Annotated in this window: 25 protein-coding genes; 16 read left to right on the top strand and 9 right to left on the bottom strand. The window is 59.9% G+C overall.

The genetic code is table 11. From position 1 onward, the window contains the following. The first annotated feature begins 14 nt into the window (after nt 1-14). Genes rsxA through SLIT_RS11995 form a run of 9 tightly spaced genes read left to right on the top strand, consistent with a single transcriptional unit; the run spans nt 15 to nt 6,819 of the window. Entirely contained in the window at nt 15-590 is a 576-nt protein-coding gene (rsxA, locus tag SLIT_RS11955; RefSeq protein ID WP_013030515.1) for an electron transport complex subunit RsxA, read from the top strand. Next, entirely contained in the window at nt 587-1,141 is a 555-nt protein-coding gene (rsxB, locus tag SLIT_RS11960; protein ID WP_013030516.1) for an electron transport complex subunit RsxB, read from the top strand. The genes rsxA and rsxB overlap by 4 nt, the downstream gene beginning before the upstream one ends. Continuing rightward, nucleotides 1,138-2,841 (top strand): electron transport complex subunit RsxC, encoded by a 1,704-nt coding sequence (gene rsxC, locus SLIT_RS11965; RefSeq protein ID WP_013030517.1) that lies wholly within the window; start codon nt 1,138-1,140, stop codon nt 2,839-2,841. The genes rsxB and rsxC overlap by 4 nt, the downstream gene beginning before the upstream one ends. A gap of 9 nt (nt 2,842-2,850) precedes the next feature. Continuing rightward, nucleotides 2,851-3,879 carry an electron transport complex subunit RsxD gene (gene rsxD, locus SLIT_RS11970; RefSeq protein ID WP_013030518.1) on the top strand — a complete coding sequence of 343 codons (1,029 nt, stop codon included), beginning with the start codon at nt 2,851-2,853 and terminating at the stop codon, nt 3,877-3,879. Beyond that, complete coding sequence (rsxG, locus tag SLIT_RS11975; protein WP_013030519.1) at nt 3,876-4,523, top strand: electron transport complex subunit RsxG; 648 nt, start codon at nt 3,876-3,878, stop codon at nt 4,521-4,523. Before rsxD ends, rsxG begins: the two co-directional genes overlap by 4 nt. After that, nucleotides 4,520-5,227, top strand: a complete 708-nt coding sequence (locus tag SLIT_RS11980) for an electron transport complex subunit E (protein WP_013030520.1) — start codon at nt 4,520-4,522, stop codon at nt 5,225-5,227. The genes rsxG and SLIT_RS11980 overlap by 4 nt, the downstream gene beginning before the upstream one ends. Before the next feature lie 7 nt (nt 5,228-5,234). Beyond that, a complete protein-coding gene (gene nth / locus SLIT_RS11985; RefSeq protein WP_013030521.1) occupies nt 5,235-5,867 on the top strand; it encodes an endonuclease III in 633 nt (210 codons plus the stop codon). Beyond that, the gene (locus tag SLIT_RS11990) at nt 5,867-6,289 is read left to right on the top strand and encodes a DUF1841 family protein (RefSeq protein ID WP_013030522.1); all 423 of its coding nucleotides are present in this window, start codon (nt 5,867-5,869) and stop codon (nt 6,287-6,289) included. Before nth ends, SLIT_RS11990 begins: the two co-directional genes overlap by 1 nt. After that, entirely contained in the window at nt 6,289-6,819 is a 531-nt protein-coding gene (locus SLIT_RS11995) for a cob(I)yrinic acid a,c-diamide adenosyltransferase (RefSeq protein WP_013030523.1), read from the top strand. The genes SLIT_RS11990 and SLIT_RS11995 overlap by 1 nt, the downstream gene beginning before the upstream one ends. Before the next feature lie 108 nt (nt 6,820-6,927). Here the strand turns inward: SLIT_RS11995 and pssA are convergent, their stop codons facing one another. From pssA to SLIT_RS12020, 5 genes are all read right to left on the bottom strand, one after another. After that, on the bottom strand, nt 6,928-7,689 hold the full coding sequence (gene pssA / locus SLIT_RS12000; protein WP_013030524.1) for a CDP-diacylglycerol--serine O-phosphatidyltransferase: 762 nt from the start codon (nt 7,687-7,689) through the stop codon (nt 6,928-6,930). 2 nt (nt 7,690-7,691) lie between these two features. Beyond that, nucleotides 7,692-8,330 (bottom strand): phosphatidylserine decarboxylase, encoded by a 639-nt coding sequence (locus tag SLIT_RS12005; RefSeq protein WP_013030525.1) that lies wholly within the window; start codon nt 8,328-8,330, stop codon nt 7,692-7,694. Nucleotides 8,331-8,419: 89 nt separating this feature from the next. Further along, entirely contained in the window at nt 8,420-9,436 is a 1,017-nt protein-coding gene (ilvC, locus tag SLIT_RS12010) for a ketol-acid reductoisomerase (protein WP_013030526.1), read from the bottom strand. Between the two features lie 48 nt (nt 9,437-9,484). Continuing rightward, nucleotides 9,485-9,976 carry an acetolactate synthase small subunit gene (gene ilvN / locus SLIT_RS12015; RefSeq protein WP_013030527.1) on the bottom strand — a complete coding sequence of 164 codons (492 nt, stop codon included), beginning with the start codon at nt 9,974-9,976 and terminating at the stop codon, nt 9,485-9,487. A gap of 1 nt (nt 9,977) precedes the next feature. Beyond that, nucleotides 9,978-11,684, bottom strand: coding sequence for an acetolactate synthase 3 catalytic subunit (locus tag SLIT_RS12020; RefSeq protein WP_013030528.1), 1,707 nt, complete (start codon nt 11,682-11,684; stop codon nt 9,978-9,980). Nucleotides 11,685-11,806: 122 nt separating this feature from the next. Here SLIT_RS12020 and SLIT_RS12025 point away from each other — a divergent pair, with 122 nt between their 5' ends. The 3 genes from SLIT_RS12025 to SLIT_RS12035 are packed head-to-tail and all read left to right on the top strand — an operon-like array spanning nt 11,807 to nt 13,158. Beyond that, nucleotides 11,807-12,406, top strand: coding sequence for an RNA polymerase sigma factor (locus SLIT_RS12025; RefSeq protein WP_013030529.1), 600 nt, complete (start codon nt 11,807-11,809; stop codon nt 12,404-12,406). Further along, the gene (locus SLIT_RS12030; RefSeq protein WP_013030530.1) at nt 12,403-12,753 is read left to right on the top strand and encodes a DUF3619 family protein; all 351 of its coding nucleotides are present in this window, start codon (nt 12,403-12,405) and stop codon (nt 12,751-12,753) included. Before SLIT_RS12025 ends, SLIT_RS12030 begins: the two co-directional genes overlap by 4 nt. Nucleotides 12,754-12,756: 3 nt before the next feature. Continuing rightward, nucleotides 12,757-13,158 (top strand): DUF3106 domain-containing protein, encoded by a 402-nt coding sequence (locus SLIT_RS12035; RefSeq protein WP_013030531.1) that lies wholly within the window; start codon nt 12,757-12,759, stop codon nt 13,156-13,158. A gap of 68 nt (nt 13,159-13,226) precedes the next feature. Here the strand turns inward: SLIT_RS12035 and lptG are convergent, their stop codons facing one another. Both lptG and lptF read right to left on the bottom strand, forming a co-directional pair. Beyond that, nucleotides 13,227-14,303, bottom strand: a complete 1,077-nt coding sequence (gene lptG, locus SLIT_RS12040; protein WP_013030532.1) for an LPS export ABC transporter permease LptG — start codon at nt 14,301-14,303, stop codon at nt 13,227-13,229. Then, complete coding sequence (gene lptF / locus SLIT_RS12045) at nt 14,300-15,433, bottom strand: LPS export ABC transporter permease LptF (RefSeq protein WP_013030533.1); 1,134 nt, start codon at nt 15,431-15,433, stop codon at nt 14,300-14,302. Before lptF ends, lptG begins: the two co-directional genes overlap by 4 nt. A gap of 34 nt (nt 15,434-15,467) precedes the next feature. On the opposite strand from lptF, the gene SLIT_RS12050 reads away from it, so the two are divergent. The 4 genes from SLIT_RS12050 (at nt 15,468) to SLIT_RS12065 (ending at nt 20,696) form a co-directional block, all read left to right on the top strand. After that, the gene (locus SLIT_RS12050; RefSeq protein WP_013030534.1) at nt 15,468-16,955 is read left to right on the top strand and encodes a leucyl aminopeptidase; all 1,488 of its coding nucleotides are present in this window, start codon (nt 15,468-15,470) and stop codon (nt 16,953-16,955) included. Between the two features lie 91 nt (nt 16,956-17,046). After that, nucleotides 17,047-17,466, top strand: a complete 420-nt coding sequence (locus SLIT_RS12055) for a DNA polymerase III subunit chi (protein WP_013030535.1) — start codon at nt 17,047-17,049, stop codon at nt 17,464-17,466. Beyond that, entirely contained in the window at nt 17,463-17,765 is a 303-nt protein-coding gene (locus SLIT_RS12060) for a hypothetical protein (protein ID WP_013030536.1), read from the top strand. The genes SLIT_RS12055 and SLIT_RS12060 overlap by 4 nt, the downstream gene beginning before the upstream one ends. An 84-nt stretch (nt 17,766-17,849) precedes the next feature. Then, nucleotides 17,850-20,696, top strand: a complete 2,847-nt coding sequence (locus SLIT_RS12065; protein ID WP_013030537.1) for a valine--tRNA ligase — start codon at nt 17,850-17,852, stop codon at nt 20,694-20,696. A 140-nt stretch (nt 20,697-20,836) separates the two neighbouring features. Here SLIT_RS12065 and SLIT_RS12070 read toward each other — a convergent pair whose 3' ends face one another. Together SLIT_RS12070 and SLIT_RS12075 are read right to left on the bottom strand one after the other, a co-directional pair. Further along, the gene (locus tag SLIT_RS12070) at nt 20,837-21,073 is read right to left on the bottom strand and encodes a sulfurtransferase TusA family protein (RefSeq protein WP_013030538.1); all 237 of its coding nucleotides are present in this window, start codon (nt 21,071-21,073) and stop codon (nt 20,837-20,839) included. After that, on the bottom strand, nt 21,070-21,402 hold the full coding sequence (locus SLIT_RS12075) for a rhodanese-like domain-containing protein (RefSeq protein WP_223293799.1): 333 nt from the start codon (nt 21,400-21,402) through the stop codon (nt 21,070-21,072). The genes SLIT_RS12070 and SLIT_RS12075 overlap by 4 nt, the downstream gene beginning before the upstream one ends. Between the last annotated feature and the right edge of the window lie 3 nt (nt 21,403-21,405).

Consider the following 21,405-nt stretch of genomic DNA (forward strand, 5'->3'; position numbering starts at 1 on the left):
GGAGTGCAGGTTGTATGACCGACTATTTACTCATCCTCGTCAGTACGGTGCTGGTGAACAACATCGTGATGGTGAAGATCCTCGGATTGTGCCCGTTCATGGGTGTGTCCAAGAAACTGGAAGCCGCCATCGGCATGGGTGCGGCCACGACCTTCGTGCTGACGCTGGGTTCCGGTGCCAGCTATCTGATCCAGCATTACCTGCTCGGCCCCGATCTCGCTTACCTCACCACGCTGTCGTTCATCGTGGTCATCGCCGGCATCGTGCAATTCACCGAGATGGCGATCAAGAAGACCAGCCCCGAGCTGTATCAGATCCTCGGTATCTACCTGCCGTTGATCACCACCAACTGCGCGGTGCTTGGCATCCCCCTGCTCAACGTGCAGGCCAAGCATGATTTCATGCAGTCGTTGCTGTTCGGCTTCGGCGGTGCGGTCGGTTTCACGCTGGTGATGATCCTGTTCGCCGGCATCCGCGAACGCCTGGAAGGCGCCGACGTGCCCGGGATATTCAAGGGCTCGGCCATCGCCATGGTCACTGCCGGATTAATGAGCTTGTCATTCATGGGGTTCTCGGGCCTGGTGAAATGATCTCTGCACTCTGGGTGATGGTCGGCATCTCATTGCTGCTTGGCGCGGTATTGGGCTATTCCGCGATCAAGTTCAAGGTCGAGGGAAATCCGTTGGTGGAAAAGATCGACGCCGTGCTGCCGCAGACGCAATGCGGCCAATGCGGCTACCCCGGCTGCAAGCCGTATGCCGAAGCGATCGCCAAAGGCGAAGCCGGCATCAACAAATGCCCGCCGGGCGGGGAGGAAGGCATACGCAAACTGGCCGACCTGCTCGGTGTGGAATACGTGCCGTTCGGCGAAGGAGTCGCTCCCAAGGGCAAAGCCGTCGCGTTCATCGACGAACAGACTTGCATCGGCTGCACCTTGTGCCTGCAAGCCTGCCCGGTGGATGCGATCGTCGGCGCGGCGAAACAGATGCACACCATCATCGCCTCCGAATGCACCGGCTGCGAGTTGTGCATCGCGCCCTGCCCGGTGGATTGCATCAGCATGCTGCCCATCGGCGAAGACATCTCCAACTGGAAGTGGCAATACCCGACCATTCCCATCGTAGAGGTCGCCGCACGATGAGACCGTTGTTCAAATTCCATGGCGGCATACACCCGCCCACGCATAAGGCAGAATCGACCGGCAGCCCCATCGCGCAGGCCGCCCTCCCGTCCAAACTGGTCATCTCCCTGCACCAGCATGTAGGCAACCGCGCAGTACCGGTGGTTCAGGTCGGCGAGCGCGTGCTCAAGGGGCAGATCATAGGGCGCCCGGAAGGACGCCTTTCCAGTGCGGTACATGCCTCGACATCGGGGACGGTGAGCGCCATCGACATGCAACTGGTCGCCCACCAGTCCGGCCTGCCCGACCTGTGCGTCACTCTCGTCCCGGACGGCAAGGAAGAATGGATACCGCACAGCGGAGTGGACTACAAGCAGGTCGCACACACCGACCTGCGCCATATGCTGCGCCAGGCCGGCGTCGTCGGCTTGGGTGGGGCGGTGTTCCCCAGCGACATGAAATCGTATTCGCACAAGCACAAGATCAGGACGCTGGTACTCAACGGCGCCGAGTGCGAGCCTTACATCACCTGCGACGACATGCTGATGCGCGAACGTGCCGGCGACATCCTGCGCGGCGCGGAGGTGTTGCGCGAACTGCTCTATGCGGAAGAGGTGCTGATCGGCATCGAGGACAACAAGCCGGAAGCCATCGCCGCGATGCAACAGGCCGTGCTCGGCGACAAGCATGCACACATGGAGGTGATCGCCGTCCCCACGCTGTATCCGGGCGGCGGCGCCAAGCAGCTGATCCGCGTGCTGACCGGCATCGAAGTCGCCGCTGGCGTGCGTTCCACCGAAATGGGGGTGCAGTGCTTCAACGTCGCCACGGCCTACTGTGTCTGGCGTGCGATCACGTACGGTGAACCGCTGCTGTCGCGCATCGTCACCGTGACCGGCAACGTGGAACATGCGCAGAATTTCGAGGTGCTGCTCGGCACACCAGTGGACGAACTGGTCGCACAGGCCGGCAGCAAGCCTGATACCGAACGTCACATCATGGGAGGCCCGATGATGGGTGTGGACCTGCCCTCGGGTTCTGTCGGCGTGACCAAGGCGACCAACTGCATCATCGAGGCCTCGTCCAGGCTGTTCCCGCCGCCTCCACCCGCGCTGCCCTGCATCCGCTGCACGCGTTGCGCCGATGTCTGCCCGGCCGAGCTGCAACCGCAGGACCTGTACTGGTTCGCCAAGGCCAAGGACTTCGGCAAGGCGCAGGAATACCATCTGTTCGACTGCATCGAATGCGGCGCCTGCGCCTATGTCTGCCCCAGCCAGATCCCGCTGGTCCAGTATTACCGCTTCGCCAAGAGCGAGATCTGGCAGCGCGAACGCGAGGCCCAGGCTGCCGAACTGGCACGCGAGCGCCACGAATTCAGGCTGACGCGCATCGAGCGCGAGAAACAGGAAAAAGCGGAGCGCCTGGCGCAAAAAGAAAAGGCAGCACTCGCGGCAAAGACTGCAGCCCCTGCGCCGACACCGGAACCGGCGGCGGTCGCCAAGGCGGCCACCGACCCCGACGATACCTTGCAGATGCGCATCGATGCTGCCGTTGCCCGCGCCAAGGAGCAGGCCGCCGTCGCACAGCCGAAGAACACCGATACGCTGACTCCCGAACAGCAAGCCGAGATCGCCGCGATCGAAGCGCGCCGGGCCAACATACGCGAGATGGCAGCCCATGCCGGAGCGGACGATGAACCGCCTAAATCCAATCAAGGATAGATAACGACCATGTGGAGCTCACCTTTCATCACCCAGCCCAGCAGCGTCAGCCAGATCATGCTGCGCGTACTGCTCGCACTGATCCCTGGCATCGCGCTGTATGTCTGGTATTTCGGCCCGGCAATCCTGGTCTCGATCGTACTGGCTTCGGCCACGGCGCTGGCGACCGAGGCGGCGATGCTCAAGCTGCGCCAGCGCCCGCTCAAGCCTTTCCTGACCGACAACAGCGCCTTGCTCACCGCCTGGTTGCTGGCGCTTTCCATTCCCCCGCTTGCGCCCTGGTGGCTGGTGGTGGTCGGCACCGCCTTCGCCATCGCCGTATCCAAGCACCTGTACGGCGGCCTGGGCAACAACCCGTTCAACCCGGCGATGATCGGCTATGCCGTGCTCATCATCTCCTTCCCGGCACATATGACGCATTGGCTCACGCCGCACGCCCTGGCAGGCACCGAACTGACCTTCGGCGAACAATTGGACTACATCTTCAACAGCGTGTTGCCAAAAGGACTGTCGCTGGACGCCGTGACCATGGCGACGCCGCTGGATACGCTGAAGACGCAGCTGCATCTCGGACTGTCGGTAGATAACATACGCGACATGCCGATCTATGGGCGCCTTGCCGGTAAAGGCAGCGAGATGGTGTCTATCGGATTCGCCATCGGCGGCATCTATCTGCTGCTCACCCGCATCATCTCCTGGCACCTGCCAGTGGCGTTCCTGGCCACCCTGTTCGCCACCGCAGGCATTTTCCACCTGCTCGATCCGGCGCATTACGTCACGCCGCTGTTCCACTGGTTCTCGGGTGCCGCGATGCTGGGAGCGTTCTTCATTCTTACCGACCCAGTCACTTCGCCGACCACCACCAAGGGCAAGCTGTACTTCGCTTTTGGCGCCGGCTTGCTGACCTATCTGATCCGGGCTTTTGGCGGCTTCCCCGACGGCATAGCCTTCGCCACCTTGCTGATGAACATCTGCGTGCCGCTGATCGACGCATGGACGCAGCCCAAGGTGTTCGGCAAGAAAGGTGGCGGCAAATGAAACGCATCGCACGCTCCACCCTGCAGACCGCCATCAACCTGGTGTTCTTCGCCGTTATCGGCACCGCAATACTGGCCTCGGTCTTTTTCATGACGCATGACAAGATCGTGAAAAGCGAAGAAGCCGAGAAACTGAAGCTCATCATGCAGATCGTACCTCCGGCGTTGTTCGACAATGACATCATCCAGGACACCTTGAGCATCCCTGCCAGCGATCTGCTGGGTACCGATGAAGTCACTACCGCTTACCGCGCCCGTCTCAAGGGTGAGCCATCTGCCGTGGTGCTGAGCGCGATCGCGCCGGACGGCTATGGCGGCAAGATATCGCTGATCCTCGCCGTGAAAGCCAGTGGCGAACTGGCCGGCGTGCGCGTGGTCGCACACAAGGAGACACCGGGACTGGGCGACTATATCGAGCTGCCGAAGAGCCCGTGGATCAAGGGGTTCGACGGAAAATCGCGCGAGGTGTATAAAGACGCTGACTGGAAAGTGAAGAAAGACGGCGGCAAATTCGATTACATGGCGGGGGCGACCATCACCCCGCGCGCGGTAGTCAAAGCCGTGCACAAGGCACTGGTCTATTTCGGCGAGAATCGCGACCAGCTATTTGCGCCGGATGAAGCAAGGAAGGAGAAATCGAAATGAACCTTCAGGAATACAAAGACATTGTACATAACGGCCTGTGGAAGCAGAATCCCGGCGTGGTGCAATTGCTCGGCCTGTGCCCGCTGCTGGCAGTCAGCAGCACCGTGGTGAACGGGGTGAGTCTCGGCCTTGCAACATCGCTGGTGATGGCGCTGAGCGGTGCTTCCATTGCGCCGATTCGCAGCTATGTGCCGAACGAGATCCGCATCCCGGTGTTCATTCTCATCATCGCAGTGCTGGTCACCGTGGTGCAATACCTGATGAATGCCTACATGTATGGCCTTTATGTCGTCCTCGGGATATTCATCCCCCTCATCGTCACCAACTGCATCGTGCTGGCACGGGTGGAGGCGTTTGCATCGAAAAATAATGCGCTTTCTTCCGCATTGGACGGTTTTGCCATGGGACTGGGCCTGACCGCCGTGCTGGGTGTGCTGGGCGCCATGCGCGAACTACTGGGCAAAGGTACGTTGTTCTCCGGCATCGATCTGGCGCTGGGCGATGTAGCCAAGGACTGGGTGCTGCACATCATCCCGAATTACAAAGGCTTCCTTATCGCCATCCTGCCGCCAGGCGCTTTCATCGGCCTCGGCCTGCTGATCGCCGGGCGCAACTGGCTGAACTTGCGTGCGGCGCAAAAACGTCAGGGCCCGACCGCTGTGCCCGCACCGGTTGACGGCGGCTGCTCGCCAGCGATGCATTGAACGGACGATGAATCCCGCAAAACGCCGCGAGATATTCCTGCGCCTTCAAGCCGCGAACCCCCACCCCACCACCGAACTGGAACACGCCTCGCCGTTCGAGTTGCTGGTGGCAGTGATCCTGTCGGCGCAAGCCACCGACAAGAGCGTCAATATCGCCACGCGCGAACTCTTTCCCGTCGCCAACACCCCGCAAAAGTTCCTCGATCTGGGCGAGGTCGAGCTGCGCGAATATGTGCAGCGCATCGGCCTCTACCAGACCAAGAGCAAGCACATCATCCAGATGTGCCGCATCCTGCTGGAACAGCACGATGGTCAGGTGCCGCAAACGCGGGCAGCACTGGAAGCCCTGCCCGGCGTGGGCCGCAAGACCGCCAACGTGATCCTCAACACCGCCTTCGGCCAGCCGACCATCGCTGTGGATACTCACATCTTCCGCGTCAGCAACCGCACCGGCCTGGCGCCCGGCAAGGACGTGACCGAGGTCGAAAAGAAACTGTTGAAGTTCGTGCCGGATGAATTCAAACTCGACGCCCACCATTGGCTGATCCTGCACGGCCGCTATGTATGCCAGGCGCGCAAACCGAAATGCGGCGCATGCATCATCGAAAGTTTGTGCGAATATAAAGAGAAGGTGTTCTGATGTTCAACCCGAGCCGCGACGAGGCGAGACTCTTTCTGTTCGAATCCTGGCGCAAACGCCGCACAGGGGAACTGCTCACTCCGCTGGAAGACCTCACTGCCCAGCTGATCGACAAGCATCCCGAATATCACACCTTGTTCGACGATCCGGAACGCAATCAGGACAAGGATTACGCCCCGGATGGCAACGTGGTGAATCCCTTCCTGCACCTGATGATGCACCTGACCATCGAGGAGCAGATATCCATCGGCCAGCCGCAGGGCATCCGCGAGCAGTTCGTGCGCCTGACCCGGAAATACGAATCTGAACATGAAGCGCAGCATGCGATCATGGATTGCCTGGGCGAGATGATCTGGCAGGCGCAGCGCAACAAGACGGCCCCGGATGCAGCGGTCTATATCTCATGTCTGGAGAAGCAATAATGCGCTTGAGCAAGATCGTGACCAGAACCGGCGACGATGGCAGCACCGGGTTGGCAGATGGTACGCGCGTCGCCAAGGACTGCCCCCGTATCGCCGTCATCGGCAGCGTGGATGAACTCAACAGCCATCTCGGCGTGCTGCTCGCCGAAACGCTGCCGGAAGCTGTGCGTGATGAGTTATTGCGCATCCAGAACGACCTGTTCGACTTGGGTGGCGCCCTTGCCTCGCCCGGCGCACCGTTCGATGTTGCCAAGCTCGCCCGGCTGGATGCCGCCATTGCCCACTACAACGCCGATCTGCCGCCGCTCAAGGAATTCATCCTGCCGGGCGGTACGCGCGCTGCAGCACTATGCCATGTCGCCCGCACGGTGGCACGGCGCGCCGAACGCGACATGTTCCATCAGCTACAGAGCGAGACAGCCCCGCAAGAGGGACTGAAGTATCTGAACCGGCTTTCGGATCTGCTGTTCGTGCTGTGCCGCGTCCTGAATCGCTCAGCCGGACAAGCCGAGACGCTGTGGCAGCGCTAACCATCGACTTGGCTGGTGTATTTTGACAGCCTAGTCGAATGGCTATGCAAAGCTAACCATCGACTTGGCTGGCGTATTTTAACGGCCTGGCCGAAAGGCCATGCAAAGTCAGGGCTGGGGTGAAGGCGGGGGAGTCTTCGGTTTGCGCAAACCAAGCAGCCACATGACGTAGCCGGACAGGCAGTAGCCGAAGAACAGCAGGAACAGGTTCAAAGGCGGATTCTGCGCCACGAAGATGAAGAACAGCGCGAACAGGAAAATGACGATGAACGGCACGCTCTTGCGCATGTTGAACGATTTGAAGCTGTAGTATTTGAGGTTACTCACCATGCTCAAGCCTGCGAAAACGGTCAGCAATGCGGCATACCAGCGCAGCTCGAATCCGGTGAAGCTGTTGTCCAGCATCACCCAGACAAAGCCCGCCACCAGCGCTGCCGCTGCTGGACTGGGCAGTCCCTGGAAGTAACGCTTGTCGACCACGTCGATATTGGTATTAAAGCGGGCCAGGCGCAACGCCGCCCCGGCGCAATAAATGAAGGCAGCGAACCATCCCCACTTGCCCAAGTCACGGAACGCCCATTCGTACATCAGGATGGATGGTGCCACGCCAAACGAGACCATGTCGGACAGGCTGTCATATTCGGCACCGAATTCGCTTTGCGTGTGCGTCAGGCGCGCCACACGACCGTCCAGGCCATCCAGCACCATGGCGATGAAGATGGCTACGGCAGCGAATTCGAATTTGCCGTTCATCGCCTGCACGATGGCATAGAACCCGGCGAACAGCGCAGCAGTGGTGAACAGGTTGGGCAGCAGATAAATGCTGCGCCGACGTAAGTCCATGTGCTTGCGCTGGTTCAGTTCGGTCATGTTCAGAGTTTTGCCAGGATAGTGGTGGTGGCGGACACTTTATCACCGATAGCCACCTTGACGGTAGCCGTCAGCGGCAAGTAGACATCGACGCGCGAACCGAAGCGGATGAAACCGTAACGCTGGCCGCGCGACAGCACGTCGCCCGCCTTGATGTAGCACAGGATACGGCGCGCGATCAGGCCCGCCACCTGCACGAAAGTCACGGTCTGGCCATCGGTCGTCGTCAGCACCACCGCATTACGCTCGTTCTCGGTGGAAGCCTTGTCCAGGTCGGCATTCACGAACTTGCCGGGGAAATATTCGATCTTTTCCACTTTGCCATCGACCGGACTGCGATTGGAGTGGACGTTGAACACATTCATGAACACGCTGACCAGAATGGCATCGCGCTTGGCATATGGATCTTGCGTCCGCTCCACCTTGATGACACGCCCGTCGGCCGGGGACAGCACGATCCCGGTTTCCTGCGGTATCTCGCGTGCCGGGTCGCGGAAGAACTGCAGCACGAACACAAAGATGATCCACAAAGGTATCGACCAAGTCGCGCACCAGACGGTGGCAGCAACGGCCAGCACCAGGGAAATGGCCAGGAACGGCCAGCCCTCGCGGGCGATGATAGGGTGTGGATAGTTGTTCATAGGATTCTGGATTTGGGATTTTGGATTTAGCCAGCAAGATTGAAGATTTGAAGGAGTTCCCTCAAATCCTCAATCCCAATTCCCAAATCCTAGTTCTTCGATTGATCGACCAGCTTGTTCTTGCCGATCCAGGGCATCATGGCGCGCAACTGCCCGCCCACCACTTCGATCGGGTGTACGGCATTCAAACGGCGGCGCGCAGTCATTTCCGGATAGTTGGTGCGGCCTTCCAGGATGAACTGCTTGGCGTAGGAACCGTTCTGGATGTTGTTCAGGCATTCCTTCATCGCGGCGCGGGCCTGGTCGCCGATCACGCGCTGACCGGTGACGTACTCGCCATATTCCGCGTTGTTGGAGATGGAGTAGTTCATGTTGGCGATGCCGCCTTCGTACATGAGGTCGACGATCAGCTTCAGTTCGTGCAGGCACTCGAAGTAGGCCATTTCCGGAGCATAACCGGCTTCGGTCAGGGTCTCGAAACCGGCCTTGACCAGTTCCACTGCGCCACCGCACAGCACGGCTTGTTCGCCGAACAGGTCGGTCTCGGTCTCTTCGCGGAAATTGGTCTCGATCACGCCGCCCTTGGTGCCGCCGTTGGCAGCCGCGTAGGACAGCGCGATATCCTTGGCCTTGCCGCTCTTGTCCTGGTACACGGCGATCAGCGTGGGCACGCCGCCGCCCTTCAGATATTCGGAACGCACGGTGTGGCCCGGGCCTTTCGGGGCGATCATGATCACGTCCACGTCGGCGCGCGGCACGACCTGGTTGTAGTGCACGTTGAAGCCGTGTGCGAATGCCAAAGCTGCACCCGCCTTCATGTTGGGAGCGACTTCGGTGTTGTAGACTTCGGGGATATTCTCGTCCGGCAACAGCATCATCACCACGTCGGCGCCTTTTACCGCGGCGGCAACTTCGGCGACCTTCAAACCGGCACCTTCGGCCTTCTTCCAGGAAGCACCGTTCTTGCGCAGGGCAACGGTCACGTTGACGCCCGATTCTTTCAGGTTCTGCGCATGGGCATGGCCTTGCGAGCCGTAGCCGATGATGGTCACTTGCTTGCCCTTGATCAGGGACAGGTCTGCGTCTTTGTCGTAATAAACTTTCATGTTGGCCTCGTCGAAAAAATCAGTTTGGTAGTTAAATAAATATCCGGATCAAAGTTTCAGAATGCGGTCGCCGCGACCGATGCCGGATGCACCGGTACGCACCGTTTCCAGGATCAAGCCCTGATCGATCGCCTGCAGGAATCGATCCAGCTTGTGCCCAGTACCGGTCAGCTCGATGGTATAGGTCTTGTCGGTGACGTCTATGACGCGGCCACGGAAGATGTCGGTCATGCGTTTCAGTTCTTCGCGATCGTCGCCTGCCGCACGCACCTTGACCAGCATCAGCTCGCGCTCGATATGGTCGCCGTCGGTCAGATCCATCACCGTCACCACATCCACCAGCTTGTTGAGCTGTTTGGTGATCTGCTCGATCACTTCGTCGGAACCGCTGGTGACGATGGTCATGCGCGACATGGTCGGATCCTCGGTCGGTGCCACGGTGAGCGATTCGATGTTATATCCACGCGCCGAGAACAATCCCGACACACGTGACAGTGCGCCCGCTTCGTTCTCCATCAGCAATGAGATGATATGCCGCATCTTACAAATCCTCCGCCAGGATCACTTCGGACAAGCCCTTGCCGCCGGGGACCATCGGATAAACGTTCTCGGTTGAATCAGTGCGAAAATCCAAGAAGACCAGTCTGTCCTTGAGTGCGAAGGCTTCCTTCAGCGCGCCCTCGACATCGGACGGCTTCTCGACCAGGATACCGACATGCCCGTAGGCCTCTGCGACCTTCACGAAGTCCGGCAACGCATCCATATAGGAATGCGAGTAGCGGTTGCCATGGAAGAATTCCTGCCACTGGCGCACCATGCCCAGGTAACGATTGTTGAGTGCGATCACCTTGACCGGCAGGTTATATTGCTTGCAGGTGGACAGTTCCTGGATGTTCATCTGGATGCTGCCTTCGCCCGTCACGCAGGCCACGGTCGCGCCCGGGTGCGCCAGTTGCACGCCCATCGCCGCAGGCAGGCCGAAACCCATCGTGCCCAGGCCGCCGGAATTGATCCAGCGGCGCGGCTGATCGAACTTGTAATATTGCGCCGCCCACATCTGGTGCTGGCCCACATCGGAAGTCACAAAGGCATCGCCGTGCGTGATCCGGTGCAACGTCTCGATCACGAATTGGGGTTTGATGATTTCGGTCGAATTCTTGTATGACAGCGAATTCGCGCCGCGCCATTCGTCGATCTGTTTCCACCAGTCCTTCAATGCCGCCGTGTCGGGCTTCTGCTTGCTGCTGTTCAGCACCGCCAACAGGTCGGACAGCACGTCCGCCACATTGCCCACGATGGGTACGTCGACCTTGACACGCTTGGAGATGGAGGCCGGGTCGATATCGATATGGATGATCTTGCGCGGCACCGAATTGAAGTGCGCCACGTTGCCGATCACGCGGTCGTCAAAACGCGCCCCCACTGCCAGCAGCACATCGCAATTCTGCATGCCGAGGTTGGCCTCGTAAGTGCCGTGCATGCCCAGCATGCCGACGAATTGCTTGTCGCTCGCCGGATAACCGCCCAAGCCCATCAGTGTGTTGGTGCAAGGCACGCCCAGCAGGCGCACCAGTTCGGTCAATTGCCTGGCCGCATCCGACAGGATCACGCCGCCACCCGCATACACCATGGGGCGCTTGGCTTCCAGCAATAATTGTGCTGCACGCTTGATCTGCCCGATGTCGCCATGGGTCTGCGGATTATAGGAACGGATGCTGACTGTCGCAGGATACGAATATTCCGCCTTCTGCTGCGACACGTCCTTGGGAATGTCCACCAGCACAGGCCCCGGTCGCCCGCTTTTCGCCAGATAGAACGCTTTCTTCAGCGTACTGGCGATATCCTTGGCATCCTTGACCAGGAAATTATGCTTGACACAGGGACGGGTGATGCCGACCGCATCGACTTCCTGGAATGCGTCTTCGCCGATATAACTGGTCGGCACCTGGCCACTGATCACCACCAGCGGAATGGAATCCATGTAGGCGGTGGCGATCCCGGTGACCGCATTGGTCACGCCCGGACCGGAGGTCACCAAGGCTACGCCGACCTTTTCCGTAGAACGTGCATAGCCGTCCGCCGCGTGTACGGCCGCCTGTTCGTGGCGTACCAGCACGTGCTTGACCTGTTCCTGCTTGAACAGCTCATCGTAGATGAAAAGCACTGCGCCGCCCGGGTAGCCGAATACATATTCGACACCCTCTTCCTGCAAACAGCGGATGGTTATTTCTGCGCCTGTCAGTTCCATGAACCCACTACCCTGATAAAACAACGAAAGACCGGGCAAGATAAAGGCTGGCGGTGTTTTGGTCAACCCCTGCAACGCGTCAGGAACGGCAAAATCCCTAAGTAATGCAGGAATTTGCTAGTATGCGCGCCGAATATTCCGGAGCCACCGATCTGTCTACGCCACAGCAACTTTCCGAATTCCTTGCACAGGCAGAACGGCGCGCCTATAAACAGGCGCAGTTCGCTGTACGCGACGAACATGCGGCTCTCGATATCGTGCAGGATGCCATGATGAAGCTCGCCGAACGCTATGGTGACCATCCCGCCGAAGAGTTTCCCATGCTGTTCCAGCGCATCCTGCAGAACACCATCAGGGATTATTACCGCCGGCAGAAAGTACGCTCGTTCTGGACCACGCTGATGTCGGCACTGACGCCCCAGCACGATGTGGAAGATTTCGACCCGCTCGACACCCTGCAGGATGAGGACAATGAGAGTCAGCCGGCGCATCCCGACGAAGCGCTGGCACAATCCCAGTTGATTGAGATAATTGAAGAAGTTTTGGATAAACTCCCTGCTCGTCAACGCGAAGCCTTCCTGCTGCGTTATTGGGAGGAACTGGATACATCGGAAACAGCTGCAGCCATGGGCTGCTCGGAGGGCAGTGTCAAGACCCATTGCTCGCGAGCCACTCACGCGCTTGCCGCCTTGCTTAGAGAAAGGGGGGTAGACCTATCATGAAAAACAGATTGACTAACAAAGATATCGGGCATCTGCTGAATCTATCCGCCAATCAACTCGATCGGGATATTGCGAATAGCCTCTACGCTGCGCGACAGCAGGCCTTGCAACGCCAACGGGCTTCCACGCCAATCTGGACGAACCAGAACGGTTTGCTGCATGGACATCTGCGACTTTCCCCGCGTGCGCTCAACTGGGTCATTGCGGCTGTTGTGGTCAGCCTGTTGGCAATCAACCTGTCCTACTGGAATCGCATGGTCGAGCGCGACCACAGCGATATCGATATCGCCATCCTGACAGACGATTTGCCGGTCGACATGTATGTCGATACAACGAACACGGACTGATTGATGCCTTTTTTGCTCAGGAATATCTTTGCCCTGCTGTTTGTTGCAGTATCCTGCCTGCCGGTCGCAGCCCTCGCCCAATCGTGGGCGAGTCTCACCCCGCATCAAAAAGACGCGCTCGCCCCACTGGCAGACACTTGGGACACCCTGTCGGAAAAACAGCATGTGAACTTCCTGTCGATCGCCAGGCGCTATCCACGGCTCAGCCCGGAGAAGCAAAAACGCCTGCACGCGCAAATGACCAAATGGAGCAAACTGACGCCTGAGCAGCGCGACCATGCCAGGGCAAAATACCGGGCTTTCAACAAGGTACCGGCAGAACAGCGCGAAGCTGTGAAAAGGATGGTGCGCGAGCAACAAGCGCAAGCCGCAAGCGGCGTTCCGCCAGCACCTGCCTCTCCCTGACCAGCCCCAGCCCGCAGTCAGGCATCCCGGCAACTGTTCCAGCAAGCGGCTGCTGCGCAGCGCAGCCACTACCTGCGCTCGGTACGCCAGAGCATCCCCATGGCCAGCGCAAGGAACAGCCAGCTCATCGCAGTCGCGCTCAATAGCGGTGACCAGTCATTCAAGGCTCCGACATTGGCAAACAGCCGGCCAACGAAGTGGAAGCTCAGGCCCAGCACTATCCCCATGAATATCTTGCCGCTGATGCCACCCTCCCGGCGCTGGTAGGCAGAGAAAGGCAATGCCAGCAACATCATCACCAGCACGGCTAACGGATAGACCAGCTTGTTCCACATCGCGATCTCATAACGCGAGGTCTTCTGATGATTCTCGCGCAAATGCATGGTGTACTGATACAGGTTCCAGGCCGACATCTGTTCAGGCACCACCAGCAGCACGCTGAGGATATCGGGATTCAGCGAAGTGTGCCATTCCGCACGAGGACGGTTGTCGGTGGTGGCGCCCTGCTTGCTGAAAAGCGTCTGCCGCACGCCGTCCAGTTGCCAGCGATCCTCATCCAGATAAGACGCATGCTCAGCCGAGGTGATGCTGCGCAAATGATAAGTTGCATCGAACTCGTAGATGCTGACATCCAGCAATGAAGTATCGGGCAGCATGCTTCTCACGTTGATGAAGCTGCGCTCGTCCTTCGCCCACACACCCGACCTGAACTCCTTGACCGAGACCTTCAAGTTCTGCGCTTTCATTCGCAGCTCCTGGGCCATGCGCTCGCTCGGCGGCGCGATGACCTCACCGAACAGGAAACACAGCACCACCAGCGGCAGGCCGATCTTGACCAGCATAACTATCATCTGTTTGAGCGAAACACCCGAACTGCGATACACGGTCAATTCCGAGCTCGCCGCCATCTGCACCAGCGCGAAGATGGTACCGATCAATACCGCGACAGGGAAGAGTTCATAGATATGTCCGGGAATGGTCAGCGTCACGAACAGCAGCACATAACCCAGACGGTAATCGCCGCGCCCCATCGAATTCAGCTCGTTGACCAGATCGAGCAGGGCGAACAGCATGATGAGCGCGGCGAACACCAGCGCGACGCTGGCATATATCTCCCGCCGCAGATAACGGGTCAGCAACCTCATCGTTTCAACCTGCGCCACGAAGAAGCAGACGAGCGATGGTAGAACAACACCAGCATCACGCCGAACATCAGCAAATGGATACCCAGCAGGCCTGCTGACGGGCTGATCTTGCCGCGCGCGACCCAGGAATTGGTCACGCTGATCATGTTGTTATAGAACATATAGATCACCATCGCGGCGATCAGATTGAGCGAGCGCCCGGCGCGCGGATTCACATAACTCAAAGGGATAGCCAGCAGGGACAGGATCAGCGCACTGAGCGGCAACCCGATGCGCCATTCCAGTTCCGACAAATTCCATGCGGTCGGATTCTGCAGCAGATAAAGAGTGGAAAAGGCCTGAAGGTGAGGCAAATCTTCCCGCAATTCGGCAGGTTCGATGCGCATCGCGTAACGCTCGAACTCGACGATCCTGAAATCAGCCCGGCCGGGAATGCCCTCATAACGCGTGCCATTCAGCATCACCAGGAAGCGGTCGCCGTTCGGTGCGGTCTCCTGGTACCCTTCCTTGGCGACCATCGTACCTTCCTTGCCGTTCTGGGTGGATTGCACGAAGATGTTGCCGACGCGTTTTTTCTGCGAGTCGACATCTTCCAGGAAGAACACGCGGTCCGCCTGCTTGGATTCGCGGAACACCCCCGGTGTCGCGGCGGACACATCGTCGCGGCTGTCCAGCCTGCGCTTGAATTCGTCCGCCTTGGACAAGGCCCACGGCGACAATACCAGGCTGAGCAGCGCGATCAGCAGCGTCACCGGGATGGCGTAGCCCAGCACCGGTCGTATCCAGCGCGTCAGCCCGATACCGGAAGTGAACCACACCACCATCTCGCTGTCGCGGTAACTGCGCGACAGCGTCAGCAGCACTGAAAGGAACAGGCTGATGGACAGCAGCACCGGCAGGTAATTGAGCGACGTGAAGCCCAGCATCGCGAGCACACCGTCCACCGCCAGCATGCCGCTGACCGACTCACCCAGCAGACGGATCAGCTGGGTGAACACGACGATGCCCAGCAGGATAGAGGACACCAGCAATCCCGTGCTGGCGAACTCGCGCACCAGCGCCCAGTAAAAGATGCCGTGCGGACGAGGCTTCTTTGACTTTTGTGGCAGGGATTGCGGATAATCCGTCATCGGAGACAATTCTGAGATTAATGAGGAGAGGCGCGTGGAATTTAGCATAAAACAAGGCAGTCCGGAAAAACTGAAGAGCGGCTGCGTCGTGGTCGGCGTATCCGATGGCGGCAAATTGTCGAAGGCCGCACAAGTGCTCGACAAGGCTGCCAAGCACGCGCTCAGCGACCTCATCGCCCGCGGCGACATGAGCGGCAAAGCCGCATCCACCCTGCTGCTGCACAAGCTGCCGGGCGTCGCAGCCGAGCGCGTGCTGCTGGTCGGCCTGGGCAAATCCAGCGAACTGAACAACAAGACCAGCACCGAGATCCTGGAATCGGCTTTCAGCGCATTGAACAAGACGCCAGCCAAGGATGCGACGCTTTACATCGTCGACGAGGGCGTGGGCAAGGATGCCGCCTGGGTCGTCCGGCAAGCCGTGTTCGCCGCCGCCGAACAGGCGTTCCGCGCCGACGGCATGAAGAGCAAGCCGGCCAAGGCCGCCACGCTCAAGCACATCACCTTCGCCACACTCGACAAACCGGCTGCAAACCTGAAGACCGCACTCGACCAGGCAGCCGCCACCGCACGCGGCACGGAACTCACCAAGACGCTGGGCAACCTGCCCGGCAACATCTGCACCCCGACCTACCTCGCCGCCAAGGCACTCGCCCTGGGCAAGTCGCACAAGAGCGTCAAGACCACGGTGCTGGATGAGAAAGCCATGCAGAAACTGGGCATGGGCTCCCTCCTTTCCGTCACGCGCGGCAGCACCCAACCGGCCAAGCTGATCACCATGGAATACTACGGTGCAGCGAAGACGCAGAAGCCCATCGTGCTGGTCGGCAAGGGCATCACCTTCGATACCGGCGGCATCTCGCTCAAACCGGGCGCCGAGATGGACGAGATGAAATACGACATGTGCGGTGCCGCCAGCGTGTTCGGCACCCTGCAGGCCATTGCCGAAATGGGGCTCAAACTCAATGTGGTCGGCGTGATCCCGACTTGCGAGAACATGCCTTCCGGCGAAGCTACCAAGCCGGGCGACATCGTCACCAGCATGTCCGGCCAGACCATCGAGATATTGAACACCGATGCCGAAGGCCGCCTGATCCTGTGCGACGCACTGACCTACTCGAAGAAGTTCAATCCCGACACCGTCATCGACATCGCCACGCTCACCGGAGCCTGCGTGATCGCATTGGGCCATGTCGCCAGCGGCATGTTCAGCAACGAAGACAAACTGGCCAAGGAACTGATCGCGGCGGGGGAACAGTCGCACGACCGCATCTGGCAACTGCCGCTGTGGGAAGACTACCAGCCGCTGCTGGACAGCAACTTCGCCGACATGGCGAACATCGGTGGCCGCGCGGGTGGCACCATCACCGCCGCCTGTTTCCTGGCGCGCTTCACCAAGGACTACCGCTGGGCGCACCTCGACATCGCGGGCACGGCCTGGCTATCCGGCAAACAAAAGGGCGCAACCGGCCGGCCGGTGCCCCTGCTGACGCAGTATTTGATCAACCGCACAAACGGCAAATGATTTAGCCACAGAGCACACAGAGATCACAGAGAAGGATGCGGAGGGGGTTCTCTGTGTGCTCTGTGGTCTCTGTGGCTAACTGGTTTTGAATATGACCAAAGTAGATTTCTATACCGGCAGCGAAGACAAGCTGCGCACCGCCTGTCAGCTGAGCCACAAGGCGATGCAGAACGGCCTGCGCGTGCTGCTGCACGCACCCGACGAGGCCACTGCCGACAAGCTGGACCAGCTGCTGTGGCATTACCCGCCCACCGCATTCATGCCGCACTGCCATAGCCATGAAGCGGATGCCGCCACGCTGCCGGTGGTCATCGGCCGCGACGAGGCATTTCCTCATTCCGAGCTGCTGATCAGCCTGCACAACGCCTGCCTGCCGTTCTTCAGCCGCTTCGAGCGCGTCATCGAGATCGTCAGCCAGGATGACGCCGATGCCAAACTGGGACGCGAGCGCTATGTCTTCTACAAAGACCGCGGCTACGAGCTGCGCCACTTCGACCTGCGCAAGACATGAAGTCGCGCACCATCAACCCCGACCTGTTACCCATCCTGACCGAAACGGCGGACGGCACCGTGATCGACCTGCCGACATTGACGGAAGCTCTCGGCGCGCAACTCGCCACAGCGCAGCGAGCCTTCCCGTTGACCGACGAACAATGCATGCAATTGGCTGAGCGGCTCTTCCCCCAACTCGAAGCGACGCTGCGCGAAACCATCGGCTCACGCTCAGAAGCGCGCTGGGAAAAATCCATGCAGCAAGTGCGCGTCATCCTGCCCAGCCTCATTCGCGACGCCGTGCAAATGCCCGGTTAGACGCCAGCGCTGCGCTCCTGCTCGCCGCGCCGAGCCTGTATAATCCCGCCCTCTTTGAACCACGCATTCTCCGAAAAGACCGCAATGGAACTCGCAAAAAGTTTTGACCCGAAAGACATCGAAGCCCGCTGGTATCCCACCTGGGAAAATGCCGGCTACTTCAAGGCCGGACTCGACGGCTCGAAGAAAGAGAATTTCTGCATCCAGCTACCGCCGCCCAACGTCACCGGCACGCTGCACATGGGCCACGGCTTCAACCAGACGCTGATGGATGCGCTCACGCGCTACCACCGCATGCGCGGGGACAACACGCTGTGGCAACCGGGCACCGACCACGCCGGCATCGCCACGCAGATCGTGGTCGAACGCCAGCTCGACGCACAAGGCAAATCGCGCCACGAACTCGGCCGCGAGAAGTTCATCGAAAAAGTGTGGGAGTGGAAGGAATACTCCGGCAACACCATCACCAAGCAGATGCGCCGCCTCGGCACCTCGCCCGACTGGTCGCGCGAACGCTTCACCATGGACGAAGGCCTGTCGCGTTCCGTCACCGAGACCTTCGTGCGACTGTTCAACGAAGGCCTGATCTACCGCGGCAAGCGCCTGGTGAACTGGGACCCGAAACTGCACACCGCAGTGAGCGACCTCGAAGTGGTGCAGGAAGAAGAAGACGGCTTCATGTACCACATCCAGTATCCGCTGGCGGACGGCTCCGGCCATCTGGTGGTCGCCACCACCCGCCCCGAGACCATGTTGGGCGACGTGGCGGTGATGGTGCATCCCGAGGACGAGCGCTATCGGCACCTCATCGGCAAACAGGTGAAACTGCCGCTGTGCGACCGCACCATTCCCGTCATCGCCGACGAATACGTGGACAAGGAGTTCGGCACCGGCGTGGTCAAGGTCACGCCCGCACATGACTTCAACGACTATGCCGTGGGTCAGCGCCACAAGCTGGAAATGATCTCCATCCTCACGTTGGACGCGAAGATCAACGAGCACGCGCCCAAGCAATATCAAGGCATGGACCGCTTCGCCGCGCGCAAGCAGATCTGCGCCGACCTCGAAGCCGCCGGCCTGTTCATCAAGGCCGACAAGCACAAACTGAAAGTGCCGCGCGGCGACCGCACCGGCGTGGTGATCGAGCCGATGCTGACCGACCAGTGGTTCGTCGCCATGAGCAAGGCGGGCCCTGAAGGCAAGAGCATCACCGAGCAGGCGCTGGAATGCGTGAGCTCCGGCGAGATCAGGTTCCACCCCGAGAACTGGGTCAACACCTACAACCAGTGGCTCAACAACATCCAGGACTGGTGCATCTCGCGCCAACTGTGGTGGGGCCACCAGATCCCCGCGTGGTACGGCGTGAACGGCGAAGTGTTCGTCGCGCGCGACGAAGCCGAAGCGCGCAAGCTCGCAGACAAGGCCGGTTACGCCGGGCAGCTTGATCGCGACAACGACGTGCTCGACACCTGGTTCTCTTCCGCGCTGTGGCCGTTCTCCACGCTCGACTGGGAGATGGGTAAACCGTTCGATGCGCAGAACCAGTTCGTGAAGCAATACCTGCCCTCCTCCGTGCTGGTCACCGGCTTCGACATCATCTTCTTCTGGGTGGCGCGCATGGTGATGATGACCAAACACATCACCGGCAAGATCCCGTTCAGGGATGTGTATGTGCACGGTCTGATCCGCGATGCGGAAGGCCAGAAGATGTCCAAGTCCAAGGGAAATGTCTTGGATCCCATCGACCTCATCGACGGCATCGACCTCGACTCGCTGGTAAAGAAGCGCACCACCGGCCTGATGAACCCGAAAGATGCGGAGAAGATCGAGAAGCGTACGCGCAAGGAATTCCCCGAAGGCATCACCGCCTTCGGCACCGACGCACTACGCTTCACCTTTGCCTCGCTGGCCTCGCCCGGTCGCGACATCAAGTTCGACATGCAGCGCTGCGAGGGTTACCGCAACTTCTGCAACAAGCTGTGGAACGCCACGCGCTTCGTGCTGATGAACTGCGAAGGCAAGGATGTCGGCCAGAACGAGTCGCTGCCGCTGGAATTCTCCGCCGCCGACAAGTGGATGATCGGCGAATTGCAGAAGGCCGAGGCCGAGATGGCGGCGCACTTCGCCGACTACCGCTTCGACATGGCTGCGCGTGCGGTGTACGAACTGGTGTGGAACACCTACTGCGACTGGTATGTGGAACTCGCGAAAGTTCAACTGGCGTTCCCTCACCCCAACCCTCTCCCGGAGGGAGAGGGGGCAATTGAGGAAAGCAATCCTTCAATTCTTGCGCAGCAGCGCGGCACCCGCCGCACCCTGGTACGCGTGCTGGAGACCATCCTGCGCCTGGCCCACCCGATCATCCCGTTCATCACCGAAGAATTGTGGCAATCGGTCGCACCGATGGCGAATGCCAAGGGCGACAGCATCATGCTGCAAGCCTATCCCAAGGCCGACAGCAGCAAGATCGACACTGCCGCCATCGCGCAGATCGCGCTGTTGCAGGAACTCGTCACCGCCTGCCGCAGCCTGCGCAGCGAGATGAACCTGTCGCCCGCCGCGCGCGTGCCGCTGATCGCCGCCGGCGATGCGACGGTGCTGAATGCGCTCGCGCCTTACATCAGCAGCCTCGGCAAGTTGAGCGAAGTGCAGGTGGTCGCCGAATTGCCGGAAGGCGATGCGCCGGTGTCCATCGTCGGCAACTTCAAGCTGATGCTGAAGGTGGAGATCGACGTGGCGGCGGAACGCGAACGCCTGGACAAGGAGATCGCACGCTTGAGCAACGAGATCACCAAGGCACAAGCCAAGCTCGGCAACGAGAGCTTCGTCGCACGCGCCCCGGCGGCAGTGGTGGAACAGGAAAAGAAACGTCTGGAAGAGTTCGCCGCGACGCTGGTGCAGTTGCAGGCGCAGCGGAAGAAGATCGGCTAAACCACCTTGCCCGCAGGCCAATAGAAACGGCAACCTTCAGGCATGTAGCCCGAAGACTGCCGATTCCAGGTGACTTTCACGATAAATGCCTGAAGAACGCCTGTTTACAAGGCCTGCAGGGCATCCAGTGTCTTACCGCCTCAGCGGCGGCGGATCAGGAAGACGAATTCGCCGCCGGCTTCCGTCGACGACAGCAATTCGTTGCCCGTCTTGCTGCAGAAATCCACGAAGTCCTTGGGCGAGCCCTTGTCCGTCGCCACAACCTTCAGCACCTGTCCCGCACTCATCGCCGACAGCGATTTCTTGGCGCGCAGGATGGGCAGCGGACAGGCCAGCTGCCTGACATCCAGTTCGGCATCGAAGGCACTTCCGTTCATACGACGATATTCCCGCCGGCATGCGCCCATGCCGTGATGCCGCCCTGCAGGTTGTAGACATCGCCCAGCCCTTGTGCCGCAGCGAATGCAGCGGCCTGCGCCGAGCGTCCGCCCATCTGGCAATAGAACACGGTGCTCTTCTTTGCATCCAGATCCTGCAAGCGCATCGGCAACAGGTGCAACGGCAGACAGATGGCGCCTGCGATGCGGCCGCGCGCGATCTCCGCATCGGTACGCACATCCACCAGCTGCGCGTTGCCGCTGGCGATCAGGTTCGGCAACTCTGCCACGGTGATGATCTTGAAATCCGCCACTTCTGTCTTCTCCACTTT

This window comes from Sideroxydans lithotrophicus ES-1 (assembly GCF_000025705.1).
GTDB lineage: Bacteria > Pseudomonadota > Gammaproteobacteria > Burkholderiales > Gallionellaceae > Sideroxyarcus > Sideroxyarcus lithotrophicus.